We start from the raw sequence: 25,718 nt of genomic DNA, 5'->3' as shown, positions 1-25,718 counted from the left end.
GAGCCTCCCGATGGCGAAACTCAACCGCGCACCGCTGCCCCTCGCCGCCGAGCACGACACCCCCGTCCCCATGCGCGACGGCACGATCCTCCGCGGCGACGTCCACCGTCCCGCCTCGGGCGGACCGTTCCCGACCATGCTGGTCCGCTCCCCGTACGGCGAAGGCTCGTTCCGGATGACGCCGACGATCCCCGCGTTGGAGGCCGGGTTCGCGGTGGTGCTCCAGCACTGCCGGGGGCGCGGCAGCAGTGACGGCACGTTCCGGCCCTGGCTGGACGAGGGAACGGACGGCTACGACACCATCGAGTGGATCTGTGCCCAGCCGTGGTCGAACGGCGAGGTCGTGGCGTCCGGGATGTCGTACCTCGCCGGATGCGCGCTCCAGGCCGCGGCGACGCGCCCGCCGGGACTCAAGGCCGTGGTCGCGTCCATGACGCCGCACGACTTCTACGACGGGCTGAAGTACCACGGCGGGGCGTTCGCCCTGGGGTCGGCGCTGAACTGGGGATCGATGCAGTCGATGCTCGACCTGCTGCACCGGACGGCGGCGGGCGAGGACGTGGGTGCCGGGTTCGGCGCGCTGCTGCCCGTCATCGGCGATCCCGCGCGGGCCGCGCGGACGCTCCCGCTCCGTGACATCCCGGCCATCCCGTGGTGGCAGGAGTGGACCTCGCACCCGAGGCGGGACGCCTACTGGGAGGGCCTGGCCGAGACGCTGCGGCACGACCGGATCGAGGTGCCGGTCATGCACACGGCCGGCTGGTTCGACCTGTTCCTCGCCGGCACCCTGGAGAACCACCGCCGCCTGGGTGGTCCGCTGGTCATCGGGCCCTGGTCACACGGTCCCGGCACGGCGGGCACCGGTGCCCTCGACTTCGGCTTCGCCGCCTCGGCGGCGGCGGCCCGGCTGGAGAGCCGGCAGCTGGAGTTCCTGCGCGGCGCGGACCGGGGTCCGGCCGTGCGAATCTTCGTGATGGGTGACAACGTGTGGCGGGACGAGGAGGCCTGGCCGCCGGCCCGCGCCGTCCACACCCGCTACCACCTGCACTCCGACGGCAGCCTGTCGACCGACACCCCCGCGAGGACCGCCCCCTCCACGTTCGTGTTCGACCCCCGCGACCCGGTTCCCACGGTGGGAGGTCCGCTGCTGCTCGCCGACGCCACCAATGTCGGCCCGCAGGACCAGCGCGAGGTGGAACTCCGGCACGACGTGCTCTGCTTCACCACCGACGTCCTCGAATCGGACATCGAGGTGACCGGACCGCTCCAGGTCACGCTGCGGGCGGCGACCTCGGCGGTCAGCACCGACTGGACGGCCAAGCTGGTCGACGTCCACCCCGACGGCCGCGCGATGAGCGTGATCGACGGCATCCTCAGGGCCCGCACCGAGCCGGACAGTCCCGCCGAGTTCGTGATCAGCCTGGTGGCCACCAGCCAGGTCTTCAAGGCCGGGCACCGCATCCGCGTGGAGATCTCCAGCTCCAACTTCCCGCGATTCGACCTCAACCCCGGCAACGGCCGCACCTCCGCGGAATCGACGCCGGACGAGTTCGTCGTCCAGCGCCAGACCGTCTTCCCCGACTCCCACATCACCCTGCCGATCGTTCCCCGCTGAGGACCGTCACGAAGACGCCGGAAAACGGGGTGGGCGGCATGACTCGCTCTTTCCCTGTTCGGTGGGGTGGAGTTCGGCGTGGCACCACGTGGCGGCGAATTTCGGCTGTAAGCATCGTCACTGTCCCGCCGGGTCGTGCCAGGTGACGGCCCGGCCGGCGAATCGGTCGTGGATCACATGTGGAAAGGAGTGAGGTCTCCATGTCCACTCCCGGACCCCGAGTCCCTCCAACCGGTACAGGGGACGTCGGCCGATGAAAGGGACGGCCGTACTGTCCCTGTCCCTGGCCCTCGCCGTCACCGTCTCCACACCCGCGGCCGCGTCCGCGTCCGCGTCCAACGTCCCGCCACCCGCCCCGACCTCGCCCGCCGCCTCGACCACCGGCTCGACCACCGGCTCGACCAGCACCTCGACCACCGGATCGTCCGCGCTCGTCGAGCCACCACCCGACCCGACCTCGCCCATCGCCTCGGTCAGCACCGAACCCCCCTCCGCCGCCGACTCCGCCGGCTCCCGCCCTTCGCTCGCGGAACAGGCACGCAGGAAGTGCAGGCCGAGGTCCTTCTTCAGATTCCACTCCTTCAGGCCGAAGAACTTCTTCGTTCCCCGTACCCGGTTCATCGACGGACCCGGCGGCACGATGGCGGCGACGGTCGTCCGGCAACACCGCGTGTACGCCGAGATGGAAATAGAAAGGGAGAAGGTCAGCGAGATCGAGACGGGAAAACTGATCCGCCAGCTGCGAAACGACGTGAACCCGCTGCTCGCGGACGAGCACATCGTCGAGACCGGACACGAGTACACCCGGGAGATCAGCGACGGCATGTACGGCAACCTGTGGTACCGCGTCTTCGGATACCGGGTGAGTTTCACGGCGTGGCGCCAGGTCTACAACTGCCGGGTACGCAAGGTCACCGCCGGCATAGCCAACATCCCCGCGCGGGTGGAGGGCTGGAGGTACTGGGAGACCAAGCACCCGATGTTCGGGGGACGCAGGCTGAGCGACCGCTGAGCGTCCCCCGGCGGGGGATGCTCAGGTGACGGCGAGGCGCCGGCTGTAGCGGTCGTCGCGCCAGCTCTCCTTCTCCAGCACCTCGGCCAGGGTCACGGCCGCGTCGTAGACGTCCACGAAGCGGATGTAGAGCGGCGCGAAGCCGAACCTGAGGACATCGGGCGCGCGGAAGTCACCGTGGACGCCACGGTCGATCAGGGCGCGCATGACCGGATAGCCGTCCGGGTGGCTGAAGCTGACCTGGCTGCCCCGCCGCTCCGGGTCCCTGGGCGAGAGGAGCCCCAGCCCGTGCGGCGCGCAGAGCTCCTCGACGAGCTCGATGAAGAGCGAGGTCAGTGCCACGCTCTTGGCCCGTACGGCGGCCAGGTCGACGTGCTCCCAGATGTCGAGCGAGGCGTTGAGCGGGGCGTAGGACACCACGTGCGGGGTGCTCACCGTGAAACGCCGGATGCCCTCGGCGGGACGGAAGTCCGGCTCGAACGCGAACGGCTCCGCGTGACCGTGCCAGCCGGTCAGCAGGTGCCGCCCCGCCGCCTGGTGGTCCGGGTGGACGTAGACGAAGGCCGGGGACCCCGGACCGCCGTTCAGGTACTTGTAGGTGCAGCCGACCGCCAGGTCGGCCGCCGAGACGTCCACCTGGTACGCGCCGGCGCTGTGGCACAGATCCCAGATCATCAGCGCGCCCGCCGCCTGGACCAGCGCGGTGACCGCCGCCGTGTCGTGCCGGGCGCCGGTCCGGTAGTCCACCTCCGACAGCAGCACGCACGCGACGTCCTCGGAGAGAGCGCCGGAGAGGTCGTCGACACCGGTGACGTCACGGATCTCGTAGCCGCCCAGCGCCTCCGCCAGCCCCTGGACCATGTAGCGGTCGGTGGGGAAGTTGGCCAGGTCCGAGACGACGACCCGGCGCTCCGGCCGCAGGCCCAGGGCGGCGGACACGGCCTTCACGATGGCGATCGAGGTGCTCTCACCCACCGCCACCTGGCCGGGGCCCACGCCGATCAGCGGGGCGATCCTGTCACCGGTGGTCAGCGGCAGGTCGTACCAGCCGGAGACGTTCCAGGCGCCGACCAACCGGCCGCCCCACTCCTGCTCCACGGTCCTGGCGACCGCTGCCGCGGCGGCCTTCGGCGGGGCGCCGAGCGAGTTGCCGACCAGGTAGATCGTCCCGTCGGGCAGGACGAACTCGTCCCTGATCTGCTTGAGGGGATCGGCGGCGTCGAGCGCGACGCACTCCGCACGGCTGATGGCCATGAGTCAACTCCGGGGTAGGTGCCGGCAACCTTTCCATCATGCCGTCACCGGCGGATCGGCCGGCACCCCGGGTGCGGCGGGACCCCGAGCGGGCCGCCGCACCCTGGCTCCCCTGCTCGCCGCCGGGTCAGCGGCCCAGGAACCGGGTGGCGTTGCCGCCGAGCAGCTTGGCGCGGGCGTCCGCGGAGAGGAACCCCGCCCCGCGGATCAGTGAGCCCACCGGCGACTCGCCCAGCGGATAGGGGAAGTCGGAGCCGAGCATGACCCGGTCCTCTCCCATCGTGTCGACCAGCAGTCGCAGCGCCCGCTCGTCGAAGACCACCGAGTCCACGCTGAACCGGTCGAGATAGTGCGACGGCGGGAACTCGGAGACCCCGACGAGGTCGCCCCGGCGGTGCCAGGCGTTCTCGAACCGGCCGAGCCAGAAGGCGAACGAGCCGCCGCCGTGCGCGAAGCAGAGGCGCAACGTGTCCGGCACCCGATCGAGGACCCCGCCCAGGATCAGGGCGAGCACCGACAGGTGTGTCTCCGCGGGCATGCCGACCAGCCACTGCGCCATCCAGCGCTCCAGCCGGGGCCCGCCCGCCATGTCCCAGGGGTGCACGAAGACGGGGGCGCCCACGGCGGCGCAGTGTTGGAGGAACTGGACGACCCCCTCGTCGTCGAGGTCACGGTCGCCGACGTGGTTGCCGATCTCGACGCCCGCGTGCCCGGCGGCCATGCACCGGTCCAGCTCGGCACAGGCCAGGTCGGGGTCCTGGAGCGGCACCTGGCAGAACGGCACCAGCCGTTCGGAGGCGCAGATCTCCAGCGCCAGGTCGTTGAAGATCTTCGCGACCCGTACCGCCTCCGCCGCCGGGCGCTCGTAGCAGAAGAAGACCGGCGTCGGCGAGACGACCTGGACGTCCACCCCGTCGGCGTCCATCCGCTCCAGACGGACCGAGGGGTTCCAGCAGTCGTCGGCGATCCGGCGGAACTCCCGGTCACCGAGCAGGATCACGGCCTCCCGCTCGGAGTCGACCCGGAGCCGTGGCGCCCCCGGCCAGCCGAGATCCGGCCAGCCCTTGGGGACGTGGTGCGTGTGCACATCGATGATCAACGGCTATCCCTTGCCGGGGTGGACGGCGCCGCAGTTCCCGCAGGTGCGCGCCTTCTCGTCGTCGTAGAACGCCTGGAAGATCGGCGGCAGGTCGGTCACGATGTCGCGGACCTGAAGCTCCACCTCGTGGACCACGGCGCTGCACTCCGGGCAGTACCAGAGGAACCTCTCCAGCACACCCTCCGGCCTGATCCGCTCCACCACCAGGCCGACGGACCCCTCCTCGGGGCGCTGCGGCGAGTGCGGCGTGTTCGCCGGGAGCAGCCACATCTGCCCCTCGCGCACGTGCACGGTCTGCGGTCCCTCGGGGGTCATGACGTTGACGTGCATGTTGCCGCGGATCTGGTAGAAGAGCTCCTCGTACGGATCGATGTGGAAATCGGTCCGCGCGTTCGGCCCGCCGACGACCATGACGATGAAGTCACCGGCGCCCTCGAAGACCATCTTGTTGCCCACCGGCGGCTTGAGCAGGTGGGCGTGCTCGTCGATCCACTTGGTGAAGTCGATGGGTGGGATCACGGGCGCCCCTCCGGTCGGTAGGCCACGGCCTGGATTTCGATGAGCAGATGCGGGTGCGGCAGCTGGTGAACGGCCACTGTAGTGCGGGTCGGACCGGCCTCGTCGAAGTACTCCGCGTAGACCGCGTTGTACCCGCCGAAGTCATTGATGTTCACCAGGTAGGCGGTGACCTGCACGAGATCGCGCAGGTCGGCTCCGGCCGCCCGGAGGATGTCCTTGATGTTCTCTATCACCGCCCGGGTCTGCTCGGCGATGTCGAGCGTGACCGTGCCGAACTCGTCGGCCTCGGCGCCGACGATCGTGTTGTCCGGCCTGCGCGAGCTGGTCCCGGACACGTACAGGAAGTCACCCGCCCGCTTGACGTGCGGAAACCTTCCCCTGGGGGTGGCCTTCCCGGTGACGACGAGCGCGTCGCTCATGTTCTCTCCGCTCCTGCGGTCGCCGGCGTTCAGGACTTCTCTCCGGGCACGGACGCGGTGAACGACACCGATCCCAGGTGCTGGATCTCGGCCCGCACCCGCGCGCCGGGCGCGAGCGGCTCGGCGGGCGTGGCGGCGCCGGCGAGCAGGATCCACCCCGGCTCCAGGACCGTCCCGATCCGTTCCGCCAGGCGTGCGGCCTCCGCCAGGGCCCGGCGTGGGTCGCCCAGGATGGCGCCGGTCGACCCGACCTGCACCACGCGTCCGTCGATCTCCAGCACGACGCCCAGGTTCCACCGGGACGGGTCGTAGGGCCGCCACTGGCCGACGGCGTACCCGGCGGCCGAGGTGTTGTCGGCGATCACGTCGGGCAGCGAGAACCTGAAGTCCTCGTAGCGCGAGTCGATGACCTCGATCCCGGGGGCGACGGCCGCGATGGCGTCCGGTGCGAACGCGTCGGCCGGCGACGCGACGCGCCGCCCGATGAGGTAGACGACCTCCGGCTCCACCCTCGGATGGATGTAGCCGGACAGGTCCGCGTACGAGCCGTCACCGATGGCCGACGACTCCGGCACCCGGCCGAAGATGATGTCGTGCACGCCCATCTGGCGGCGCTTGCCCTCGCTGGTGAAGCCCAGCTTCACCCCGGCCAGCCGGTCCCCCCGCGAAAGTCGGAGCCGGATCAGCTCCTCCTGCACCCGGTAGGCGTCGGCCACGTCGTAGTCCTGCTCGGGCCTGGGCACCGCGCGACCGGTGCGGACGGCCTCGTCCAGGACCGCGGCGAGCTTGTGGATGTCGGTCATGACTGCTCTCCCGAACGTGCGAGGTCCAGCGCGATGTCCACGATCATGTCCTCCTGGCCGCCCACCATCCGGCGGCGTCCCACCTCGGTCAGGATGGTCCGGGTGTCGACCCCGTACCGCGCCGAGGCCGCCTCGGCGTGCCGCAGGAAGCTGGAGTAGACGCCGGCGTAGCCGAGCGTCAGCGTCTCCCGGTCCACCCGGACCGGCCGGTCCTGCAGCGGCCTGACCAGGTTGTCGGCCGCGTCCATCAGGGCGTTCAGGTCACAGCCGTGGTCCCAGCCCATCAGGTCGGCCACCGCGACGAACACCTCGATCGGGCAGTTGCCCGCGCCGGCGCCCATCCCGGCGAGGGAGGCGTCCACCCGGTAGGTGCCGTTCTCCACCGCGACCACCGAGTTGGCCACGCCCAGGCCCAGGTTGTGGTGGGCGTGGATGCCGATCTCGGTGCCCTCGTCGAGCACCGAGCGGTAGGCCCGGATCCGTTCCCTGACCCCGTCCATGGTCAATCGGCCGCCGGAGTCGGTCACGTAGACGCACTGCGCCCCGTACGACTCCATGAGCTTGGCCTGCCTGGCCAGCTCCTCGGTCTCCGCCATATGCGACATCATCAAAAATCCGGACACGTCCATGCCGAGTTCGCGCGCGGTGGCGATGTGCTGGGCGGAGATGTCGGCCTCGGTGCAGTGGGTGGCGACCCTGACCGAGGTGACGCCGAGCGCGTGGGCGCGCTTGAGGTCCCCGATGGTGCCGATGCCGGGCAGCAGCAAGGTGGTCAGCCTCGCCCGGCTCACGGCCCCGGCGACCGCCTCGATCCACTCGTCGTCGGTGTGCGCGCCCACGCCGTAGTTGAAGCTGCCCCCGGAGAGGCCGTCGCCGTGCGCGATCTCGATCGCCGCCACCCCGGCGGCGTCGAGGGCCGCGGCGATCTCGGCGGCCTGGGCGACGGTGTAGCGGTGCCGGATGGCGTGCATGCCGTCCCGCAGCGTCACGTCCTGAACGTACAGTCTCACGCCGTCACCTCCGTACGGTCCATCTCGGCCAGGCGCTCGGCGGTACGCAGCGCGGCGGAGGTCATGATGTCGAGGTTGCCCGCGTAGGCGGGCAGGTAGTGGGCGGCGCCCTCCACCTCCAGGAAGACGGTCACCTTGACGCCGCCGTCGCGGGTGCCGTCGGGGAGCGGCTCCCCGGCCGGGACCTTCTCGAACTGCACGTCCTGCTTGAGCCGGTAGCCGGGCACGTAGTCGCGGACCCGCTCCACCATGGCCCGCACGGCCGCCACCACCGCCGGCTCGTCGCACTCGTCCACCAGGCAGTAGACCGTGTCACGCATGATCAGCGGCGGCTCCGCCGGGTTGAGGACGATGATCGCCTTGCCCTTGGCCGCCCCGCCGACCTGCTCGATCGCCCGGGAGGTCGTCTCGGTGAACTCGTCGATGTTGGCCCGGGTGCCGGGTCCCGCCGACCGGGAGGCGATCGAGGCGACGATCTCCGCGTACCGGACGGGCACCTGCGAGGCGACCGCCGCGACGATCGGGATCGTGGCCTGCCCGCCGCAGGTGACCATGTTGAGGTTCGACTCGGTGAGGTGGGCCTCCAGGTTGACCGGAGGCACCACGTAGGGGCCGAGGGCCGCGGGGGTCAGGTCGATGACCCGCTTGCCGTGCGCCCGCAGCACCTTGTCGTTGTGCCGGTGCGCGCCGGCCGAGGTCGCGTCGAGGACGACGTCCACCTCGGCGAACCCGGGCAGCGCGACCAGACCCTCGACGCCCTCGTGGGTGGTGGCGACCCCGCGGCGGCGGGCGCGGGCCAGGCCGTCGGAGTCCGGGTCGATGCCCGCCATCGCGAAGACCTCGACCTTCTTCGACAGCAGCGCCTTGAACATCAGGTCGGTGCCGATGTTCCCCGAACCGATGATCGCTATCTTCATGAGAACACCGCCCTGACCGAGCCGAGGCCCTCGATGTGCGCTTCGAAGACATCGCCGGACTCGACGCCGACCATCGGGCCGAGCGCGCCGGTGAGCACGACGTCCCCCGCGCGCAGCGGGAAGTCCGTGCGGCCCAGCGCGTCGGCCAGCCAGACCGCGGCGTTGAGCGGGTGCCCGAGGCAGGCCGCGCCCGCGCCGGTGGAGACCTCCAGGCCGTTCCTGCTCATGGTCATCCCGGCCAGGCGCAGGTCCAGGCCGCGCAGCTCGACCGGGGTGTTGCCGAGCACGAACGCGCCGCTGGAGGCGTTGTCGGCGACCGTGTCGACGAGCGTGATGTCCCACTCCGCGACGCGGCTGTCCACGATCTCGATCGCGGGCAGCACGAAGTCGACCGCCCGGATCACGTCGGCGACCGTGAAGGGGCCGCCCTCCAGGTCGGCGCCGAGGACCAGTGCCACCTCCGCCTCGGCCCTGGGCTGCAGGAAGCGGTCGGTCGGGACGGGCAGGCCGTCGAGGTGGGCCATGTCGGCGAAGAGCATCCCGAAGTCCGGCCGGTCCACACCGAGCTGGCGCTGGACCGCGGGGGAGGTCAGCCCGATCTTCCTGCCGACCAGCCGCCGCCCCTCCGCCAGCGCCCGCCTGGTGTTGATCTCCTGTACGGCGTAGCCGATCTCGGCGCTCCGGCCGGGCAACGTCTCACGTACCGGGGGGCACGGCTTGCCGCTCCGTGCCGCCTCCAGCAACCGGTCGGCCGCCTCCGTCTGCGCGTCGACGGCCTCGCTCCACTCAGTCATTTCCCGGCTCCAGCTTGATGGTGATCGTGGTGGGTTCGGAGTAGAAGTCCAGCGAGCGGGTGCCGCCCTCGCGCCCGATGCCGGACAGCTTCACTCCTCCGAAGGGGGTTCGCAGGTCGCGCAGGTACCAGGTGTTGACCCAGACCAGTCCGGCCTCCAGCGACCGCGCCACCCGGTGGGCCCTGCTCAGGTTGGTGGTCCAGACCGTCGCCGCCAGGCCGTACTCACTGTCGTTGGCCAGCTCGACCGCCTCGGTCTCGGTGTCGAACGGGGCGACGTGGCAGACCGGGCCGAAGATCTCCTCCCGGTTCACCCTGGAGTCGTGCGGCAGTCCGGTCAGCACCGTCGGCTCGACGTAGTAGCCGCCGTCGCGGTCGTCGCCGAAACGCGGCACGCCACCGCCGGCGCGGATCTCGGCGCCCTCACCTCTGGCCAGCTCGTAGTAGGAGAGCACCTTGTCCCGGTGCTCGGCGGAGATCATCGGCATCATCGTGGTGTCCTGGTCGGCGGGGCGGCCGAACCGCAGTTCCCCCGCGCGCTTGGCCAGCCGCGCGGTGAACTCCTCGAAGACGGGCCGTTCCACGTACAGCCGCTCGGTGCACAGGCAGACCTGGCCGCCGTTGGTGAAGACCGACCGCACGCTCCCCTCGACCGCCGCGTCGAGGTCCGCGTCGGCGAAGACCAGCCCCGCGTTCTTGCCGCCCAGCTCGAACGAGACGGGCTTGACCCGGTCCGCCACCGCTTTCATGATCGTCGAGCCGGTGCGGCTCTCGCCGGTGAAGGTGACCGCGTCCACCCCCGGGTGCTCCACCAGGAACTGGCCGGTGGAGCCTCCGCCGAAGCCGTGCACGACGTTGAGGACGCCGGGGGGAAGGCCGATCGAGGCGGCGATCTCCGCGAGCACCGCGACCGAGCCCGGGGTGTGCTCCGAGGGCTTGACCACCACCGTGTTGCCCGCGACGAGCGCGGGGCCGAGCTTCCAGGTCGCCAGCAGGAAGGGCAGGTTCCACGGCACGATCACCGCGACCACCCCGAGGGGTTTGCGCACCGTGTAGCTCAGCACGTCCGTCAGGTGGAACGCGTTCTCCGGGTGCTGGGCCGCGATCTCGGCGAACGACCTGAAGTTGGCGGCGCCGCGCGGGATGTCCAGGGTCCGGGTCTGGGTGACCGACTTGCCGGTGTCCGCGATCTCCGCGGCCACCAGATCCTCGAACCGTTCCTCGATCGCGTCGGCGAGGCGACGCATCCAGGCGGCCCGCTCGGCCACCGGCAGCGCCGCCCAGGCGGGCAGGGCCGAGCGGGCGGCGGCCACCGCTCTGTCGACGACGGCCCGGTCCGCCTCGCGGACCTCACGCACCACAAGCCCGGTCACCGGGTCGTACGTGGCGAACGTCGCGCCCTCGGCGACCGGCACCCCACCGATGAAGTGGTTCACCTGGTCAGACAAGACTTCTCCTCGGGGATGTACTTCGCTGGGTCACTCCATACGGGTATAGGGCCCAGGTGATTCATAAGCAAGAATGAGTTCCGTGAAACGGAACCCCGACCGACTGTCCGTGCTGGAGAAATCCTGGCTCGTACTTGACGCGTTCCGCCCCACGGGCGGGCCGTTACGCCTGGCCGACGTCGCCGAGCGCTGCCATCTGCCCAAGACCACGGCCTTCCGGCTGCTCACCGAGCTGACCTCGATCGGCGCGGTCACCCGCCGCCCCGACGGCTACTATCTCGGCCGCCGCCTCTTCGAGCTCGGCAGCATCGTGCCCGGAGAGCGCGACCTGAGACACGCGGCGCTGCCCTTCATGCACGACCTCTACGAGGCCACCCACGAGACCGTCCACCTGGGCGTGCGCGACGGCCTCGACGTCGTCTACGTCGAGAAGATCCGTGGCCAGACGGCCTTCGCGCTGCCCTCGCGCGTCGGCGGGCGCCTCCCGCTGACCTGTACCGGGATCGGCAAGGCCCTGCTGGCCTACTCGGGACCCGACCTGATCGACGAGGTTCTCGGCCGGCCGCTCCGCCGGCTGACCCCGCACTCGATAGTCGACCCCCGGCACCTGGAGGAGGTGCTCGGCCAGATCCAGGCCGCGGGGCTGGCCTACGAGCGGGAGGAGGCCCAGTTGGGCGGTGCCTGCATCGCGGCCCCGGTGTTCGGCGACGGGGTGGCCGTGGCCGCGCTGTCCATCTCGGTCCCGCTGGCCCGCTTCCAGCCCACCCGGCTGGCCCCCGCCGTCAAGGCCGCCGCCCTGGGCATCTCCCGCGCCCTGGCCAGAACCATCTGATCCCGGGTCGGCCGCGACCGCCCGCCTCGTCCCGCCACCACTCCGGCCATCACTCCGGGCCTCGACTCCGGCCACCGTTCGGCCCGAGGTGCCGGCTCCCGCGCCGTACCGGTCCGCTCGGGCCCGGCGCCCCCCGGACGCCCCTTGCCTGAAGGCCACCTTCTCGTAACCTCACAGCCCCGCCGGCCGGGCTTCGCGCACCGGCATCATTGCCTCATGCACCAGGCATGGCAGCTATGGGGAAATATCGTTATAGCGACCTTCGTCGCGATCCCGGTGGCCGTGGTCGCCGTCCATCTGCTGGCCCGCCACCGCGCCCGCAAAGGTCACCCCTTCCCCGTCCGCACCGCCCTGGCCGACGTGGTCGCGGTGACCGGGACCGCCCCCTGGATCTGGATGATCCTCACGCCCCGGGCGGGCGACTCGGAGGTCAGCCTTCTCCCCCTCGTGGACCTGTGGGCGACCGTCCAGGGGCCGGCGCAGGCGGCGTTCGTGCAGGTCGGCGGGAACCTTCTGGTCTTCGCCGCGCTCGGCGGCATGCTCCCGGTGCGCTCGCCGCGCCTCGCCTCGCTCGCCCGGATCGCGGCCGTGGCGGCGGGCGCCTCACTCACCGTGGAGATCCTCCAGTACGTCCTGCACCTGGGGCGGGTGAGCTCCGTCGACGACGTGATCGTCAACACAGCGGGTGCCGTACTGGCCGCGACCGCGACGCGCCGGTGGTGGGCCGACCGAATAGCGGCTGGGATCGTTCCACGGTAACGGACCGGAGAAACTCCTTAAGCTCGCCACACGGGCACGATACCTCCCAAAAGAAACAGGTTACCAACCCCTGTATCTGTGCGATCGTGGACAAGACGGGGCAAGTTCTCTGGAGACGCCAAACCCGGTTGGTGACAGAGGGTGATCGAACGTGCAGCAGTCCCCGGTACCTCCCGAGCCCCCGATCTATCGGCGCATCGCCGACGGGCTTCGCGAAGCGATCCTGTCCGGCGATCTCCGAGACGGGGATCGGCTTCCGGGCGAGAACGCCCTGATGGCACGGCACGGCATAGCCCGCGCCACCGCCAGACAGGCCCTTTCCGTGTTAATCAACGAAGGACTGGCCATCCCAAAACGCGGCTCGGGAGTGTATGTCAGGCAGTTCCGCCCGATCAGGCGACACGGCTCCCGACGGCTCTCTCGTGACAGGTGGGGGCGCGGCGCGGCCATCTGGGACTCCGACACCGAGGGCCGCCCCTACACCGTGGACGAGGTGGACATCGACCGGGAGCGGGCCGAGGACCCTGTGGCACGGGTGCTGGACAGCTCCGAGGTCTGGGTCCGCAGGCGGCGCTACTCGGTGAACGGGCGGCCGGTGCAACTGTCGGTCTCCCACTTCCCCGCCGAACTGGTGGAGGGGACCGCGATCACAAGGGAGGACACCGGACCGGGGGGCGTCTACGCGCGCCTCGGCGAGCTCGGCCACGCCCCGGCGCACTTCACCGAGGAACTCCGCGCCCGCATGCCCCATCCCCACGAGACCGTCCAGCTCGACCTGCCCGCCGGCACCCCGGTCATCGTGATCGCCCGGGTCGCCCGCACCGCCGACGGCGTCGCCGTCGAGGTCAACGAGATGGTCCTCGACGCCGCCTCTTACGTACTTCAGTACGACTTCGACTCATAGTTCAAGGCCGTCCGTCAACCGATAGGTTGACCTGTCCTTCACGATCATTGATTTCTCTAGAGAAGTGCCTCACCGTCGGAGGTGGAACGTCGCAAAGACGGGCCTGGGCGCGGGGAAGGTGCACGGATGTCTTTCGACCGACATCTAGCGGAAATCGCCCGGGAGTTTCCCGACTGGACGATCTGGCGGAGCGACGCGGGCAGGTGGTGGGCAACCCGCCACCACCCGCTGACCTCCGCCCAGCGTGATGTCGGCTGCGCGATGACCATCGACGCGGACGGCCCGGAGGAGCTGCGTGAGCACCTGCGCGTCCAGCGGGAACGTTCCGGCGAGGCGGAGCCGGAGACGGACACTTGAAGACCGCCCGGTGCCGGGGTGAGCGGATCCGATGCGGTCCCGGCGCCGGGCCCCCAATCGCGGAAGCCCCCGACCCTATCGGGGGCGGGGGCTTCCGCTTGACCTCCGGACGGCTCCGGGCTCCGGCCACGTGGTGGCACCGCTGAGATCCACGGTCAGCCGCGCCGATCCCGGCTCACGCTCCTGGCGAGGGGAACTCACCTGCGGGGAGCGGCGTGCCTCTCCCCGTTCTTTCCCACGGGCTGGGTGAGGTCGACGTCGGTGTCGTCGTACACCTCGAGTTCCTCGGCAGAACGGTCGCCGGCGTCCTTGCGGGGGGCGTCGTCTTCCACGATCACCCGTACGGACTCCAGGTCGGGTGCGGCGTCAACGAGCTCGGATTCGGTGTGCTCCGCCGATGCCTCGGTGCCGTCGGACACGGCGCCCGGCGTCCCGTCAGAGACCTCGGCGACCCCGGAGACATCGTTGGCGGCCTCGACCGGGGCGGGAGCCGTCAGCGCGGGCTGGACACGGGCCGGGGGCAGCACCGCGTCCTCGTCGACCAGGGGACCCGCACTGCTCTCCCGGTGGAGCAGGTCGCCCAGGACGGCACCCATCTCGTGCAGGCGGCGCATGACCTCGTGGTGGGTGTCGGTGAGGTAGACGACCCGGCGGCCGGTGGTCTCGTCCAGGGCGTTGGCCCGCTGCTGGGCCGCCGACAGCGTGGAGTGCGCCTCGGTGTTGGCGGCGATGACCGTCGCCCGCGCCTCCGCGTGGGCCGTGTTCAGCGTGGAGTCGGCCTCCGCACGGGCGTGCTCGACGGTCTGCTCCGCCTCCCTCCTCGCCGAGGTGACCATCCGGTCGGCCTCGGCACGGGCGCTGCGCAGGGTCTCCTCGGACTCGGCACGGGCCGCGTTGACCGTCTCCTCCGCCTCCTTGCCGGCTTGGGCGAGTCGCTGCTCGGCGGTGGCGGTGGCCTCGGCCACCCGGCGCTCGGCCTCCTGCTGCGCGGCGTTCAGCAGGGCCTCGGCCCGATCCTGCGCGGAGGTGATCAGTCGCTCGGACTCGGCGGCCGCGTCGTCGCGGAGCTTGATCGCCTCCGCCTCCGCGACCTGCCTCTTGGAGGCGGCCTCCTCCTCGCCCAGCTTCAGTATCTGGCTGAGCCGCTCGCCGAGCTCGTCGTAGTCCTGAGGGGCGTCCGAGAGCCTTTTGCGCGCCTCGGACAGCTCGATCCGGCTCTGCTCGGCCTGGCCGATCGCGCGCGCGAGCCGCTCCTCCAGGTCGCGGATCTGGTGGCGGTGGCGGTCCATGTAGTCGTGAACCTGTCGGCGGCTGTAACCGCGCATGACGACCTCGAACGAGTCCTCATGCATCAGGTCGGGAAAGCTCTCGTGCTGGTTTGTCATGGCACTGCCCGTGGAGGTTGTGTGGCGGGAAAGGTGACGTCAGGAGACGACTTTCCTGCTTACTGCCCGACTCTGCAACCTGAACACGCCACCTGCTTGCCGAAATACCGGACAGAACGCCCCCCTCTAACATCGTCTCCATGAACGCCATGCCCTACATCGCCGCCCTCGACGGCGACGCGATCCCGCGGATTCATCCGGACGCCTACATCGCCCCGGGAGCGGTGGTCGTCGGAAGAGTCCGGCTGGGCCGCGCCGCGAACGTCTGGTACGGCTCGGTCCTCCGCGGGGACGACGAGGACATCGAGGTCGCCGAGGAGTGCAACATCCAGGACCTGTGCTGCCTGCACTCCGACCCGGGCGAACCGGCCGTGCTGGAGCCCCGGGTGAGCCTCGGACACAAGGCCATGGTGCACGGGGCCCATGTGGAGACCGGCGCGCTCATCGGCATCGGCGCGATCGTGCTGGGCGGCGCCAGGATCGGCGCGGGGTCGCTGATCGCGGCCGGCGCCCTGGTGGCACCGGGGAAGCGGATCCCGGCGGGGGTACTCGTCGCGGGCGTCCCCGGGAAGATCGTCCGAGAGCTCACGGACGACGACCGCGACTCCTTCGCCCGCACCTCGGCCGGCTACGTCGCCAGGGCCGCCCGCCATCGGGCCGCGACCGTTCTGCCGCCGGTCTGAACGGCACGCCCGCCGGCCTGGACGCCCGCCTGCCGGAGCGACCGGGAGAGCCTTACGATCGTGCGAGGCCCGCTTGGCGATCGCGGCGCCGGACACCACCTTGACCGAAGGGAGGCAGGGGCATCCCGCCCGTGGCTGAGGCCAGGGGCCCTCGCCCCGGAATGCCGATGACCGGCATGTGGCAGTGGGATGGGTTCGACGCCATCGAGCGCGACGTGCGGATCATGGTCGCCGACCACCGGTGGACGGGACTCCCTCCGCTCGCACGGGCCCAGGCCATCGCCCAGCGCACGCTGGCCACCCCGGACGGCGGGCGCTGGCTGTTCGGTGCCCACGCCCGGTGGTACCGCCAGGATCCCGCCGACGGCCGCTGGTACCTGACCGCGCCTCCCGCCGACCGGGAGTTCCGCGCCGCGGCACAGGTCGTCCAGGTCACCTCGATGGTGCTGCCGCATCTGATCCCGCCCGGCCCCGACTTCGCCGTCGACCGCGGGTCGGTCCAGGGGTTCGTCGGCCCCGACGTGCCCTACGAGATCACCGAGCGGGTCCGCGAGCTGGTCGTCGCCCAGCGAGGCAGGCGCAGGGAGGACTTCCCGCTCACCGGGCCGTTCGCCCGGCTCTTCGCCGGAGAGGTGGCCAGCCCGGTCGCCGCGATCTGGGGCACGCTCATGTGGTGCGCCTACGCCCCCGCCTTCGACGGCAACGAGGTGCTGCTGTCGATGTTCGGGGAGTTCCTCGCCCGCCCGCTGCCCGGCGACGAGTGGGTCCGCTGGCTGCCGCCCACCTCGCTGGACGAGCTGGTCGCGCTGTACGGCGAGCGGGTCAGGGCGGGGCACCCCGAGGCGGGCCTGCGGTTGGTCGCGCTGATGGCCGACACCGCCGCCGCGGTACGCGGCGACCCGAGATTCGGGCCGCGCGCCGACGCCCTGCTGGCCATGATCGAACCACTGCTCCGCCGGGCCTGCCAGGACCCCGTCATCGCCCACCAGGGCGACGAGGTGGTGCGCCACGCGTGGCTCTCGCGCTGCCCGGTCCACCTGACGCTGCCCGACGCCTCACCCGGCGACCACTTCCAGCACATGGTCTACGACCTGGTCCAGACACTGGGCTTCCTCGCCCCGATGGGTGCCGACCCACGGGCGGTGGCCGCCTCGCTGCTCGCCGCCGACCTGGCGGCCTTCGCGCCGCGGGTGGCCGACGGGCTCTACCCGTGGCTGGATCCCGAGCTGCGGCACATCCTGCACGTGGTGCTCACCGACGCCGCACACCCGCTGCGGGGCTGCTGGCCGCGCTCGGGCGAGCTGCCTTCCGCGCTCCACCCGCCGGACCGGGCCTCGGCCGCGGCCCTGCTCGGCGCCGCCTACGCCACCGGGCTCGCGTGGTGTCGTCTCACCGGGACCGAGATACCCGAGCGCGGCTTCACGACGGCCTCGGCCGTCGTGCACCGGCTGACACACGAGCGGGACGACCCCTTCCCAGGAGTGTCGGGAACCTATCCACGCCACTTCTGACACATACCAGTATGCTTAAACCACAAATAGAGTTATTTCATCCTTACTCTCCCTATATCCTTCTAGGCCCCTACGCATCAGACAATTAGCTGAATTGTGATCTCGTAATCGGGAAATGATCCTCCTTGAGGACCTGCCGGGCGGGGCGAGGAATGGTCCCGATGGGCCATGGGCACCGATGACCGCCCGCCGTAACCTCGAAGTGGGTGTGGGCTGCGGAAGGAAGGACGACGCGGTGGGGCACGACGACCTGGACTCTAGAGTCCACGACCGTGTCGCGTTGGACGAGATCGCGCTCTATGCCGAGGTGCTGTCCGCCGTCGCCATCAGCGAACGGCCCCTCACCTTGGTGGAGCTCGACAACGCGCTCGGGTTGAGTGCTTCGGCTGTCTGCTGAAGCCACCGGAGGAACCGTTTTCAAGACCCGGTCCCGGACCCTGTAACGGGGTCCGGGACGTGGTCGGAAAAAATAGTCATGTGACTAGTCACGAACGGACGAGACGGGCGATCGCGGCCGACGCCTCCTTGACCTTCTCCTGCGCCTCCGGGCCCCCGATGTTGATGGCGTCGGCGACGCAGTGACCGATGTGATCCTCGAGCAGGCCGAGCGCCACCGCCTGGAGCGCCCGCGTGGCGGCGGACACCTGGGTCAGCACGTCGATGCAGTAGGCATCCTCTTCGACCATCCGCTGCAGACCTCTGATCTGCCCCTCGATCCGCCGTAACCGGGTCAGATAAGCCTGCTTGTCACCGCTGTACCCATGCATGTCCCAACGGTACCCGGGTCAGGCACAGCGGGATGTAGCCGCGATCAGTTTCTCCCAGTGGCCCGCCACCGCGCCCGCGCCGTAGACCGCCGCGGCCTCCAGCGCCCCCGCCGCGAGCTCCCGCCGCCGCCGCTCGTCGTCGATGAGCGCGAGCAGCGCGGACGCGTACGCCTCGATCTCGCCCTCCCCCTCGGCGACCAGGACCCCGCTCCGCCCGTCGGCCACGAACTCGCCCGCTCCCCGCGGGCTGTCGAACGCGATCACCGGCACCCCGCTGGCCATCGCCTCGATCACGGTCATCCCGAGCACCTCCGTCCTGGAGGTGGTCGCCACGATCGAGGCCTTGGCGAACTCGCCGGTCAGGTCGGAGGTGGTGCCCATGAAGTAGACGTGGTTGTGCAGGTCGAGGGCGCCGACGAGGGCCCGCAGGCGCTTCTCCTCGGGCCCCCCGCCGTACAGGCGCAGCCGCCAGTCGGGGCGCTTGCCCGCGACGGCGGCGAACGCGCGGATCAACCGGTCGTGGGCCTTCACCGTGACCAGGCGCCCGCCCGCGGCGACGATGCGGTTGTCCATCCGCGAGCGTGGCCACGGCCCGGCGGGCAGCGCGTCCGGGATCACGTCGACCGTGACGTTCCCGTCCAGCAGGCGGTTCCACTCCTGCCTGCTCGACTCGGTGGCGACGGCGACCGCGTCCAGGCGCGGGTAGAACCTCCTGATCGGCCCCGGTACCGGCGGGCGGCCCCACTCGCGGGCGACCCGCACGACGTCACGCGGCGCGTGCCTGGCCACCTGGACGCTCAGGCCGGGGCGGGTGCTGATGAGCACGTCGGCCTTCAGGCCACGCAACCGCCGCCAGAGCGCGACCTCGGTGCGCATCTGGCCGCGCGGGAGCAGGTGCCGTACCCCCGGCTGGGCGTCGACCACCCAGGACAGCTTCACACCGGGCGCCACCGGGAAGAACGGCTTCTCGCGCTGGCGGCGGACGCTGATGATCTCGACGTCGTGACGTTCTGCCAGCTCTCCCGCGAGGTTGACCACCGAGCGGGTATCACCACGCATACCGTAGACGGATGGGACGAGCAGGCAGATCCTCACCCGCCGACCTCGATCCTGAGCTCGTCGTCCGCCGTGTAGCAGGGACGGATCGGCACCCCGTCGATCTGGGCGGCGGGATAGTGCAGGCGGCGGCGCTTGCCGTCGACGTCGTCCAGCCGGGAGCCCAGCCGGAGTGGTGTGTCCACGCCGCGCACCCGCAGCGAGGGTTCCCAGGTACCGGTCTGGTCGGGAGCCGCGGCGAGCACGTCGCAGAGTGAGAGCGCGGCGTGGAAGCGCACGCCCTGGACCGTTGCAACAGAGGTCAGCTCGGCGTCCGGCCGGCTGCGGCGCAGGGCGAGCCGCGCCTCGTGCCGGGCCTCGTCGTCGTCGAGGCCGGTGAAGGCCAGCAGCCCGGTGACCTCGAAGCGCCCTTCCCTGAACCAGACGGAACGGACCTCGGCCGCCGGCCGGGCGTCGTCGATCTTCAGGGCCAGGAAGCCGTTACGGGTCCGGTAGGCACGGTAGGCCAGCGTGCGGCGGCTCAGCGCGTACGCGTCCAGGTGGTCGAGGGAGAACCCGGGGTCGACGCTGCGCAGCCGGGTGCGCGACGAGCCCTGCTGCAGGTAGGTGTCCCAGCGGCCGGGTCCCAGCTCCAGCGGCGCGAGCGAGACCGCCAGCGCCGCCTCGCGCACCCGTACGCCCGGCGCCCCCAGCGGCACCCGGCTCTCGACCGCGGTGGCCCGGTTGCGCAGGACCAGCTCGGTACCGTCGGCCAGCGGCTCGTCGACGGCCAGCCTCAATGAGAGAACATCGGCCAGGGTTACCTCGGCATCGCTGACGACGGCGGGCATCGTCAAGCCCCCTCCCCGTTGAATGAGCTACGCGACGTTGAGGTTACCGTGATTTGACCGTTATGTGAAAGGAAGGTTTTTGGACCTTACGTCCTTTTCATGAGATCTTGACCGCAGGTCAGGCGCGACATGAGAAAAAATGCCGCGCCTGACGTTCGCCCATCGGGCGTCAGGATGCCTCGACGGGCTGGCCCTTGATCGACTTGATCAGCAACTGGGAGACGTCGACGACTTCCAGCGTCTCCCTGGCCTCGCCCGCGTTCTTCTTCTCGTTGATCGAGTCACCGAGCATGACCAGACAGAACGGGCAGGCCGTGGAGATGGTGTCCGGGTCCGTGGTCAGTGCCTCGTCCACCCGCTCGGTGTTGATGCGCTTTCCGAGCCGCTCCTCCATCCACATCCGCGCGCCGCCCGCGCCGCAGCAGAAGCCGCGGTCCTTGTGACGGTGCATCTCCTGGGTCTGCACACCGGGCACCTTGGCCATGATGTCGCGAGGCTGGGAGTAGACCTTGTTGTGGCGCCCGAGGAAGCACGGGTCGTGGTAGGTGATCTTCTCCTCGATCGGCGTGACCGGGATCAGCTTGCCCTCGTCCACCAGCTTGGCCAGCAACTGGGTGTGGTGCACCACCTCGTAGGTGCCGCCCAGCTGCGGGTACTCGTTGGCGAGAGTGTTGAAACAGTGCGGGCAGGTCGCGACGATCTTCTTGACCCCGGCCTCGTTCAGCGTCTCGATGTTCTGCTTGGCCAGCATGTCGAAGAGGAACTCCATGCCCAGGCGGCGGGCCGGGTCACCGGTGCACGCCTCCATCGGGCCGAGCACCGCGAACTTGACACCCGCGACGTGCAGCAGCTCCGCGACCGCCTTGGTGGTCTTCTTGGCCCGGTCCTCCAGCGCGCCCGCGCAGCCGACCCAGAACAGGTACTCGGTGTCCTCGTCCATTTTCTCGTCGATGAGCTGGACCTCGATCGGGTCGACCTCGCGGCCGGCGAGCTCCTCGATCCAGTCGGCCCGCTTCATCTCGGACATCCCCCACGGGTTGCCCTTGTTCTCCAGGTTCTTGACCATGACGCCGGCCTCGGAGGGGAAGTTGGACTCCACCATCACCTGGTAGCGGCGCATGTCGAGGATGTGGTCGATGTGCTCGATGTCCACCGGGCACTGCTCGACGCAGGCTCCGCAGTTGGTGCAGGACCACAGCACGTCGGGGTGGATGACGCCGTCCTCGCCGACCAGCGGCTTCTCCAGCAGGGCCAGCACGTCCTCGTGCAGGTCGGCGCGCTGCTCCTGGGTGGCCATCAGGTACGGCGCCACCTTGAAGGCGTGGTCGCGCTGGTCCAGGATCAGCATCTTCGGCGACAGCGGCTTGTCGGTGTTCCAGGCCGGGCACTGCGACTGGCAACGGCCGCACTCGGTACAGGTGTAGAAGTCGAGGAAGCCCTTCCAGGTGGTGTCCTCGATCTTGCCCCGGCCGAGCCGGTCACCGTCGAGGTCCTCGTCCTCGAAGTCGACGACCTTGCCGTCGATCCGCATCGGCTGGGCCGCGCCGTTGCCGTCCGGGCGGCGGGAGAAGGCCACGTTCATCGGCGCGGTGAAGATGTGCAGGTGCTTGGAGTTCACCACGATCACCAGGAACACCAGCATGACGCCGATGTGCAGGAGCAGGCCGACGTGCTCGATCGCCTCGTTGGCCGTCTCGCCCAGCGGCCGGAGCAGCGCGGCCGTCGCGTCGGAGGCGAACGCCCCCGAGGCGTAGGGCAGGTTGCCGGTGTTGGCCGCGGCGCCGCGGAAGAGGAACATCGTCCAGATCACATTGAAGATCATGAAGAGGACGAGCCAGGCGCCGCCGAGGTGCGACCCGGAGAAGCGGGACTTGCGGCCCAGCTTCTTCGGAGCGTTCTTGATCCTGATGGTCGCGAAGGCGATGAGTCCCAGCAGCGCCGCGACCGCGATGAAGTCCTGCAGGAAGCCCAGGATCGGCCACGTCCCGATGAGCGGGATGTGGAAGTCGGGGGTTCCGGTGACGGCCCCCTGGATCAGCGCGCCGTACGCCTCAAGGTAGACGGTCGCCAGGATGAGGAACGCCCACATGACAAAGAAGTGCGCGATACCTGACGCCGTCCACTTCAGCAGCTTCCGCTGCCCGAAAACCTCGACCAGCTGTGCCTTGAGCTCCTCACCGAGGTTGTTCTTCGCGTACTCGACGCGCTCGGGCGCGCCCGGCCCGATGGTGGCGAGCTTGTACAGGAACAACACGCGGCGCGCGGCGAGCGCGAGCGCCACGATTGTCATGACCAGCCCGATAATCGCTACCCAGAGCACGGGTCCTCCCACAGACGACGTTGGCTGACAGCGTACGACTGCCTGTCATCCACGCTGACGACGGGTCACCATAAATACTACTGATCGGTAACTTAACTTCAAGCCGAGGCGGACGGCGGCCGTGGCCACCTTACGGTCAACACCGTTCCCAGAACAATGCTCTACATGCCGCCGAGGCTAGGAAGGCGCGTCGAGATAGCGCTGGATCGTGGGAGCGAGCAGCTCGACCAACTCCTCGATGTCCACCGAGGCCAGCGGTTCCAGTTTGAGCACGTAGCGCACCAGGACCACGCCGAACAGCTGCGCGAAGGCCGCCTCCATCCGGATCGGCGGGACTCCCAGTACCTCCGCGACCCGGGCCAGGAGCGCCTGCGTCATGAACTCGCGGATCATGACGACCATCTGGTCGTTGGTCATCGCGGTGCGGACCAGCGCCAGCAGCGGCTGGCGGGCCCCGTCGTCCGAGGTGATGGTCAGGATGAACCGGGCCAGCCGCTCGCCGACCTCCTCGCGCGGCCCCGCCAGGACGGTCGAGACGATGCTCTCGGGAGCGATCGGCAGCTCCATCGCCTCGACGAACATCCCCTCCTTGCCGGCGAAGTAGTGGTGGACCAGTGCCGGATCCACCCCCGCCTGCCGGGCGATGCCCCGGATGGTCGCCCTGTCGAACCCCTTCTCCGCGAAGGTCTCGCGCGCCGCCGCGAGAATCTGCCCGCGTGTGTCAGCCGACCCCGGCCTGCGCCCCGGGCGCCTTCTGACCGCTCCGGCCCCGTCCTGGGCGGAGCCGTTCGCGGACGGCGTGCTCACGACGGGCTCGCTCATACGTTGCTGGACGCGGCGAGGTGCAGCCGGGCGAAGGCCAGCGCCTCGGCGAGATCGTCGATCCGCTCGGTGCGGCTGGCGGCCTTGCGCGTGTTGATCTCCAGCACGACCAGCCCCGAGTAGCCGTTGCCCGCCATCCGCTCCAGGATCGGCGCGCACGGCTGGCCGCCCCGCCCGGGAACCAGGTGCTCGTCCTTGTTCGACACCCCCAGGCCGTCGGCCAGGTGCAGGTGGGCCAGCCTGTCGCCGAGCTTGGTGAACATCTCCATGGCGTCGGACCCGGACACCGCCGTGTGCGACAGATCCAGCGTGACCTGCGGGAAGTCGTAGTCGACCGGATTCCAGTCGGGCGAGTAGGGAACCACCTCGTTGCCCCTGGCCCTCAGCGGGAACATGTTCTCCACCGCGAAGACCACGTCGGTCTCCTCACGCATCCTGGCGAGGCCGAGCTCGAAGTCGCGCGCGTAGTCGCGCTGCCAGCGGAACGGCGGGTGCACCACGACGGTCCTGGCACCGACCCGCTCGGCGGCGCGCTGCGCGCGTTGGAGCTTGGCCCACGGGTCCTTGCCCCACACCCGCTGCGTCACCAGCAGACACGGCGCGTGAATGGCCAGGATCGGCAGCTGGTAGTGGTCCGACAGGCGCTCCAGGACATCGATGTCCTGGCTCACGGGGTCGGCGCCCACCATGATCTCCACGCCGTCGTATCCCAGACGCGCGGCCAACTCGAAGGCATCGGGGGTGCGTTCGGGATACACCGACGCGGTGGACAGCGCGATCTTCGCGCTGGATACACGGACGCTCATACCGCTTCCTCGTCTCCGGCTCGGAGCACACCCTGGCGAACACCGCTGGGCATACCGGCCCGCTCGCTCATGTCGCTCACCTTTGCCAGCCTAAGCGGGTCCGGCGAGCAGTGCTGTCCGCCACCACCGACGCGACCGAGATCACATCGTCGTGTCCGGCGAGGAGACCGCCGGGCGTTCGAGGAGGGGGCGAGGAACCGCTCTCCTCACCGGGACGGAGGAGTCACTACGGTAAGGGCATGCCGAGGTTCGCCAAGGGGGCCATCCCCAGCCCCAACATCTGGAACACCCCCCAGACCTACGAGCTGGAGAACCGGGCGGTGGATCCCGAGGGGCGTGCCGAGGCCGCGATGGCCGCCGTCCGCTCGTGGACCGGGGCGACGGTCCTCGACATCGGCTGCGGCACCGGCTACCACCTGCCGGCCATGGCCGCCACCGCCGCCCGCGTGATCGGCGTCGAACCGCACGAGGATCTCGTACGGCTGGCCAGGCGCCGCTGCCATGCCCTGCGAAACGTCGAGATCCACACCGCCACCGCCCAGGCGCTTCCGGTGCCCGACGCCTCCGTGGACGTGGCCGTCGCTCGCTGGGCCTACTTCTTCGGCCCCGGCTGCGAACCAGGCCTGGCCGAACTCTCCCGGGTGACGCGACGCGGCGGCGCGGCCTTCGTGATCGACATCGACCCCACCCGGGGCGCCTTCGGCCGCTGGTTCAGCCAGTCCATCCCCGCGTACTCGGCCAAGGCCGTCGAGAGTTTCTGGAACCGTCAGGGCTGGCAGGTGGAGAAACTCGACCTGCGCATGTGCTTCGAGCGTCGCGCCGACCTGGAGGCGGTGCTCCGCATCGAGTTCACCCCCCCGGTCGCCGACCTCGCCATCGCCGAGACCCCCGGCCTGGAGATCGCCTACCCCAACCTGCTGCGCTGGAGGCGGTTCTGAGCCTGTCCCGCGGCCACCCGCCCGCCGGCCGGGCGCGAGGAGGAACAACGGGACACCGGCTTGACCTTGACGTTGATGTCAAGGTTTATCGTCGGCTCATGAGGAGGACCGGATGCGGATCGGCGAGCTGGCGCGGCGGGCGGGTGTCAGCACCCGGGCACTGCGCTACTACGAGCAGCAGGGACTGATCACGGCCCGGCGCTCGGCCAACGGCTACCGGGAGTACGGGGAGACCGACCTGCGGCTCGTCTCCGAGATCCGGTCGCTGCTCGCCGTCGGCTTCACCCTGGAGGACGCCCGACCGTTCGTGGCCTGCCTGCGGGCCGGGCACGCCTCGGGGGGATCGTGCCCGGAGTCCGTGGCCGTCTACCAGCGCAAGCTGGCCCAGATCGACGACGAGATCCGCGCGCTTCTCACCCGGAGGGCGGAGGTGGCGGCACAGCTGACCACCGCCTGCCCAGGATGCGTACTGAGGAAAGCGGGAAAACCATGATCACACTGACCAGCGAGAACTTCGACGAGCAGGTGCTGCGGAGCGACAAGCCGGTCCTGGTCGACTTCTGGGCCGAGTGGTGCGGGCCGTGCAAGATGATCGCGCCGGTCCTGGCGGAGATCGAGGCCGAGTACGGCGACCGCCTCACGATCGCCAAACTCAACGCCGACGACTACCCCGAGATCTCCGCGAGGTACGGCGTCCTCGGCCTGCCGACGCTCAACCTCTACAAGGACGGCGAGGTGGTCCGGCAGATCAAGGGCGCCAAGCCCAAGCGCCTGCTCCTGGCCGACCTCGAAGGCCACATCTGACGGCACGTCCGAAGGACCGTCCGGCGCCTCCCCGGACGACTTCCATCCGGTACGG

The 25,718-nt window shown here is 70.2% G+C and carries 29 protein-coding genes; 12 read left to right on the top strand and 17 right to left on the bottom strand.

The annotated features are described in order from the left end of the window. Positions 1-10 precede the first annotated feature (10 nt). Positions 11-1,615, top strand: a complete 1,605-nt coding sequence (locus ACFQVD_RS33350; RefSeq protein ID WP_343962310.1) for a CocE/NonD family hydrolase — start codon at positions 11-13, stop codon at positions 1,613-1,615. 117 nt (positions 1,616-1,732) lie between these two features. Here the strand turns inward: ACFQVD_RS33350 and ACFQVD_RS33345 are convergent, their stop codons facing one another. Further along, a complete protein-coding gene (locus tag ACFQVD_RS33345) occupies positions 1,733-2,236 on the bottom strand; it encodes a hypothetical protein (RefSeq protein WP_343962308.1) in 504 nt (167 codons plus the stop codon). A 19-nt stretch (positions 2,237-2,255) separates the two neighbouring features. Here ACFQVD_RS33345 and ACFQVD_RS33340 point away from each other — a divergent pair, with 19 nt between their 5' ends. Next, a complete protein-coding gene (locus ACFQVD_RS33340) occupies positions 2,256-2,627 on the top strand; it encodes a hypothetical protein (RefSeq protein ID WP_343962304.1) in 372 nt (123 codons plus the stop codon). Positions 2,628-2,648: 21 nt separating this feature from the next. Here the strand turns inward: ACFQVD_RS33340 and kynU are convergent, their stop codons facing one another. The 9 genes from kynU to ACFQVD_RS33295 all read right to left on the bottom strand — a co-directional run bounded on the left by kynU (position 2,649) and on the right by ACFQVD_RS33295 (position 10,889). Then, positions 2,649-3,881 carry a kynureninase gene (gene kynU, locus ACFQVD_RS33335; RefSeq protein WP_343962302.1) on the bottom strand — a complete coding sequence of 411 codons (1,233 nt, stop codon included), beginning with the start codon at positions 3,879-3,881 and terminating at the stop codon, positions 2,649-2,651. A gap of 127 nt (positions 3,882-4,008) precedes the next feature. Then, a complete protein-coding gene (locus ACFQVD_RS33330) occupies positions 4,009-4,980 on the bottom strand; it encodes an amidohydrolase family protein (protein ID WP_343962300.1) in 972 nt (323 codons plus the stop codon). 3 nt (positions 4,981-4,983) lie between these two features. Further along, positions 4,984-5,499, bottom strand: coding sequence for a 3-hydroxyanthranilate 3,4-dioxygenase (locus ACFQVD_RS33325; protein WP_343962298.1), 516 nt, complete (start codon positions 5,497-5,499; stop codon positions 4,984-4,986). Continuing rightward, positions 5,496-5,918 (bottom strand): RidA family protein, encoded by a 423-nt coding sequence (locus ACFQVD_RS33320; protein WP_343962296.1) that lies wholly within the window; start codon positions 5,916-5,918, stop codon positions 5,496-5,498. Before ACFQVD_RS33320 ends, ACFQVD_RS33325 begins: the two co-directional genes overlap by 4 nt. 29 nt (positions 5,919-5,947) lie before the next feature. After that, the gene (locus ACFQVD_RS33315) at positions 5,948-6,721 is read right to left on the bottom strand and encodes a 2-keto-4-pentenoate hydratase (RefSeq protein WP_343962293.1); all 774 of its coding nucleotides are present in this window, start codon (positions 6,719-6,721) and stop codon (positions 5,948-5,950) included. Continuing rightward, on the bottom strand, positions 6,718-7,731 hold the full coding sequence (dmpG, locus tag ACFQVD_RS33310) for a 4-hydroxy-2-oxovalerate aldolase (RefSeq protein ID WP_343962290.1): 1,014 nt from the start codon (positions 7,729-7,731) through the stop codon (positions 6,718-6,720). Before dmpG ends, ACFQVD_RS33315 begins: the two co-directional genes overlap by 4 nt. Continuing rightward, positions 7,728-8,648 (bottom strand): acetaldehyde dehydrogenase (acetylating), encoded by a 921-nt coding sequence (locus ACFQVD_RS33305; RefSeq protein ID WP_343962288.1) that lies wholly within the window; start codon positions 8,646-8,648, stop codon positions 7,728-7,730. The genes dmpG and ACFQVD_RS33305 overlap by 4 nt, the downstream gene beginning before the upstream one ends. Beyond that, positions 8,645-9,442, bottom strand: coding sequence for a 2-keto-4-pentenoate hydratase (locus ACFQVD_RS33300; protein WP_343962285.1), 798 nt, complete (start codon positions 9,440-9,442; stop codon positions 8,645-8,647). Before ACFQVD_RS33300 ends, ACFQVD_RS33305 begins: the two co-directional genes overlap by 4 nt. Further along, positions 9,435-10,889, bottom strand: coding sequence for a 2-hydroxymuconic semialdehyde dehydrogenase (locus ACFQVD_RS33295; RefSeq protein WP_364155471.1), 1,455 nt, complete (start codon positions 10,887-10,889; stop codon positions 9,435-9,437). Before ACFQVD_RS33295 ends, ACFQVD_RS33300 begins: the two co-directional genes overlap by 8 nt. A 73-nt stretch (positions 10,890-10,962) precedes the next feature. Here ACFQVD_RS33295 and ACFQVD_RS33290 point away from each other — a divergent pair, with 73 nt between their 5' ends. The 4 genes from ACFQVD_RS33290 to ACFQVD_RS33275 all read left to right on the top strand — a co-directional run bounded on the left by ACFQVD_RS33290 (position 10,963) and on the right by ACFQVD_RS33275 (position 13,741). After that, positions 10,963-11,721: an IclR family transcriptional regulator gene (locus ACFQVD_RS33290; protein WP_343962279.1), complete on the top strand. Its 759-nt coding sequence runs from the start codon at positions 10,963-10,965 to the stop codon at positions 11,719-11,721. A gap of 216 nt (positions 11,722-11,937) precedes the next feature. Then, a complete protein-coding gene (locus ACFQVD_RS33285; RefSeq protein WP_343962277.1) occupies positions 11,938-12,480 on the top strand; it encodes a VanZ family protein in 543 nt (180 codons plus the stop codon). A 151-nt stretch (positions 12,481-12,631) separates the two neighbouring features. Further along, on the top strand, positions 12,632-13,384 hold the full coding sequence (locus tag ACFQVD_RS33280; RefSeq protein ID WP_343962275.1) for a GntR family transcriptional regulator: 753 nt from the start codon (positions 12,632-12,634) through the stop codon (positions 13,382-13,384). 126 nt (positions 13,385-13,510) lie between these two features. Then, positions 13,511-13,741, top strand: a complete 231-nt coding sequence (locus tag ACFQVD_RS33275) for a hypothetical protein (protein ID WP_030905540.1) — start codon at positions 13,511-13,513, stop codon at positions 13,739-13,741. Between the two features lie 197 nt (positions 13,742-13,938). Here ACFQVD_RS33275 and ACFQVD_RS33270 read toward each other — a convergent pair whose 3' ends face one another. After that, positions 13,939-15,126, bottom strand: coding sequence for a hypothetical protein (locus ACFQVD_RS33270; RefSeq protein WP_343962270.1), 1,188 nt, complete (start codon positions 15,124-15,126; stop codon positions 13,939-13,941). A 140-nt stretch (positions 15,127-15,266) separates the two neighbouring features. On the opposite strand from ACFQVD_RS33270, the gene ACFQVD_RS33265 reads away from it, so the two are divergent. The 3 genes from ACFQVD_RS33265 to ACFQVD_RS33255 all read left to right on the top strand — a co-directional run bounded on the left by ACFQVD_RS33265 (position 15,267) and on the right by ACFQVD_RS33255 (position 17,717). Continuing rightward, a complete protein-coding gene (locus ACFQVD_RS33265; protein ID WP_343962268.1) occupies positions 15,267-15,809 on the top strand; it encodes a gamma carbonic anhydrase family protein in 543 nt (180 codons plus the stop codon). 167 nt (positions 15,810-15,976) lie between these two features. Beyond that, the gene (locus ACFQVD_RS33260; protein ID WP_343962266.1) at positions 15,977-17,320 is read left to right on the top strand and encodes a hypothetical protein; all 1,344 of its coding nucleotides are present in this window, start codon (positions 15,977-15,979) and stop codon (positions 17,318-17,320) included. 115 nt (positions 17,321-17,435) lie between these two features. Then, positions 17,436-17,717, top strand: coding sequence for a hypothetical protein (locus ACFQVD_RS33255; protein ID WP_343962264.1), 282 nt, complete (start codon positions 17,436-17,438; stop codon positions 17,715-17,717). Positions 17,718-17,805: 88 nt separating this feature from the next. Here the strand turns inward: ACFQVD_RS33255 and ACFQVD_RS33250 are convergent, their stop codons facing one another. From ACFQVD_RS33250 to ACFQVD_RS33225, 6 genes are all read right to left on the bottom strand, one after another. Next, complete coding sequence (locus ACFQVD_RS33250) at positions 17,806-18,087, bottom strand: metal-sensitive transcriptional regulator (protein ID WP_030905552.1); 282 nt, start codon at positions 18,085-18,087, stop codon at positions 17,806-17,808. Positions 18,088-18,105: 18 nt separating this feature from the next. Next, the gene (locus ACFQVD_RS33245) at positions 18,106-19,146 is read right to left on the bottom strand and encodes a glycosyltransferase (protein ID WP_343962261.1); all 1,041 of its coding nucleotides are present in this window, start codon (positions 19,144-19,146) and stop codon (positions 18,106-18,108) included. A gap of 32 nt (positions 19,147-19,178) precedes the next feature. After that, positions 19,179-19,973, bottom strand: a complete 795-nt coding sequence (locus ACFQVD_RS33240) for a hypothetical protein (RefSeq protein ID WP_343962503.1) — start codon at positions 19,971-19,973, stop codon at positions 19,179-19,181. A 169-nt stretch (positions 19,974-20,142) separates the two neighbouring features. After that, complete coding sequence (locus ACFQVD_RS33235; RefSeq protein ID WP_386272999.1) at positions 20,143-22,263, bottom strand: heterodisulfide reductase-related iron-sulfur binding cluster; 2,121 nt, start codon at positions 22,261-22,263, stop codon at positions 20,143-20,145. A gap of 207 nt (positions 22,264-22,470) precedes the next feature. Continuing rightward, positions 22,471-23,100 carry a TetR/AcrR family transcriptional regulator gene (locus ACFQVD_RS33230; RefSeq protein ID WP_343962257.1) on the bottom strand — a complete coding sequence of 210 codons (630 nt, stop codon included), beginning with the start codon at positions 23,098-23,100 and terminating at the stop codon, positions 22,471-22,473. Between the two features lie 11 nt (positions 23,101-23,111). Continuing rightward, a complete protein-coding gene (locus ACFQVD_RS33225; protein WP_343962255.1) occupies positions 23,112-23,921 on the bottom strand; it encodes a sugar phosphate isomerase/epimerase family protein in 810 nt (269 codons plus the stop codon). Between the two features lie 239 nt (positions 23,922-24,160). On the opposite strand from ACFQVD_RS33225, the gene ACFQVD_RS33220 reads away from it, so the two are divergent. From ACFQVD_RS33220 to trxA, 3 genes are all read left to right on the top strand, one after another. Then, entirely contained in the window at positions 24,161-24,859 is a 699-nt protein-coding gene (locus ACFQVD_RS33220) for a class I SAM-dependent methyltransferase (RefSeq protein WP_343962253.1), read from the top strand. A 112-nt stretch (positions 24,860-24,971) separates the two neighbouring features. Continuing rightward, positions 24,972-25,352: a MerR family transcriptional regulator gene (locus tag ACFQVD_RS33215; protein WP_343962251.1), complete on the top strand. Its 381-nt coding sequence runs from the start codon at positions 24,972-24,974 to the stop codon at positions 25,350-25,352. Continuing rightward, positions 25,349-25,663, top strand: coding sequence for a thioredoxin (trxA, locus tag ACFQVD_RS33210; protein ID WP_343962249.1), 315 nt, complete (start codon positions 25,349-25,351; stop codon positions 25,661-25,663). The genes ACFQVD_RS33215 and trxA overlap by 4 nt, the downstream gene beginning before the upstream one ends. Positions 25,664-25,718 lie beyond the last annotated feature (55 nt).

It is taken from the genome of Streptosporangium amethystogenes subsp. fukuiense (assembly GCF_042665875.1).
Classification (GTDB): Bacteria; Actinomycetota; Actinomycetes; order Streptosporangiales; family Streptosporangiaceae; genus Streptosporangium; species Streptosporangium fukuiense.
The sequence above is the reverse complement of the archived record's forward strand: the minus strand, read 5'-3'. Positions and strand labels throughout refer to the sequence as shown.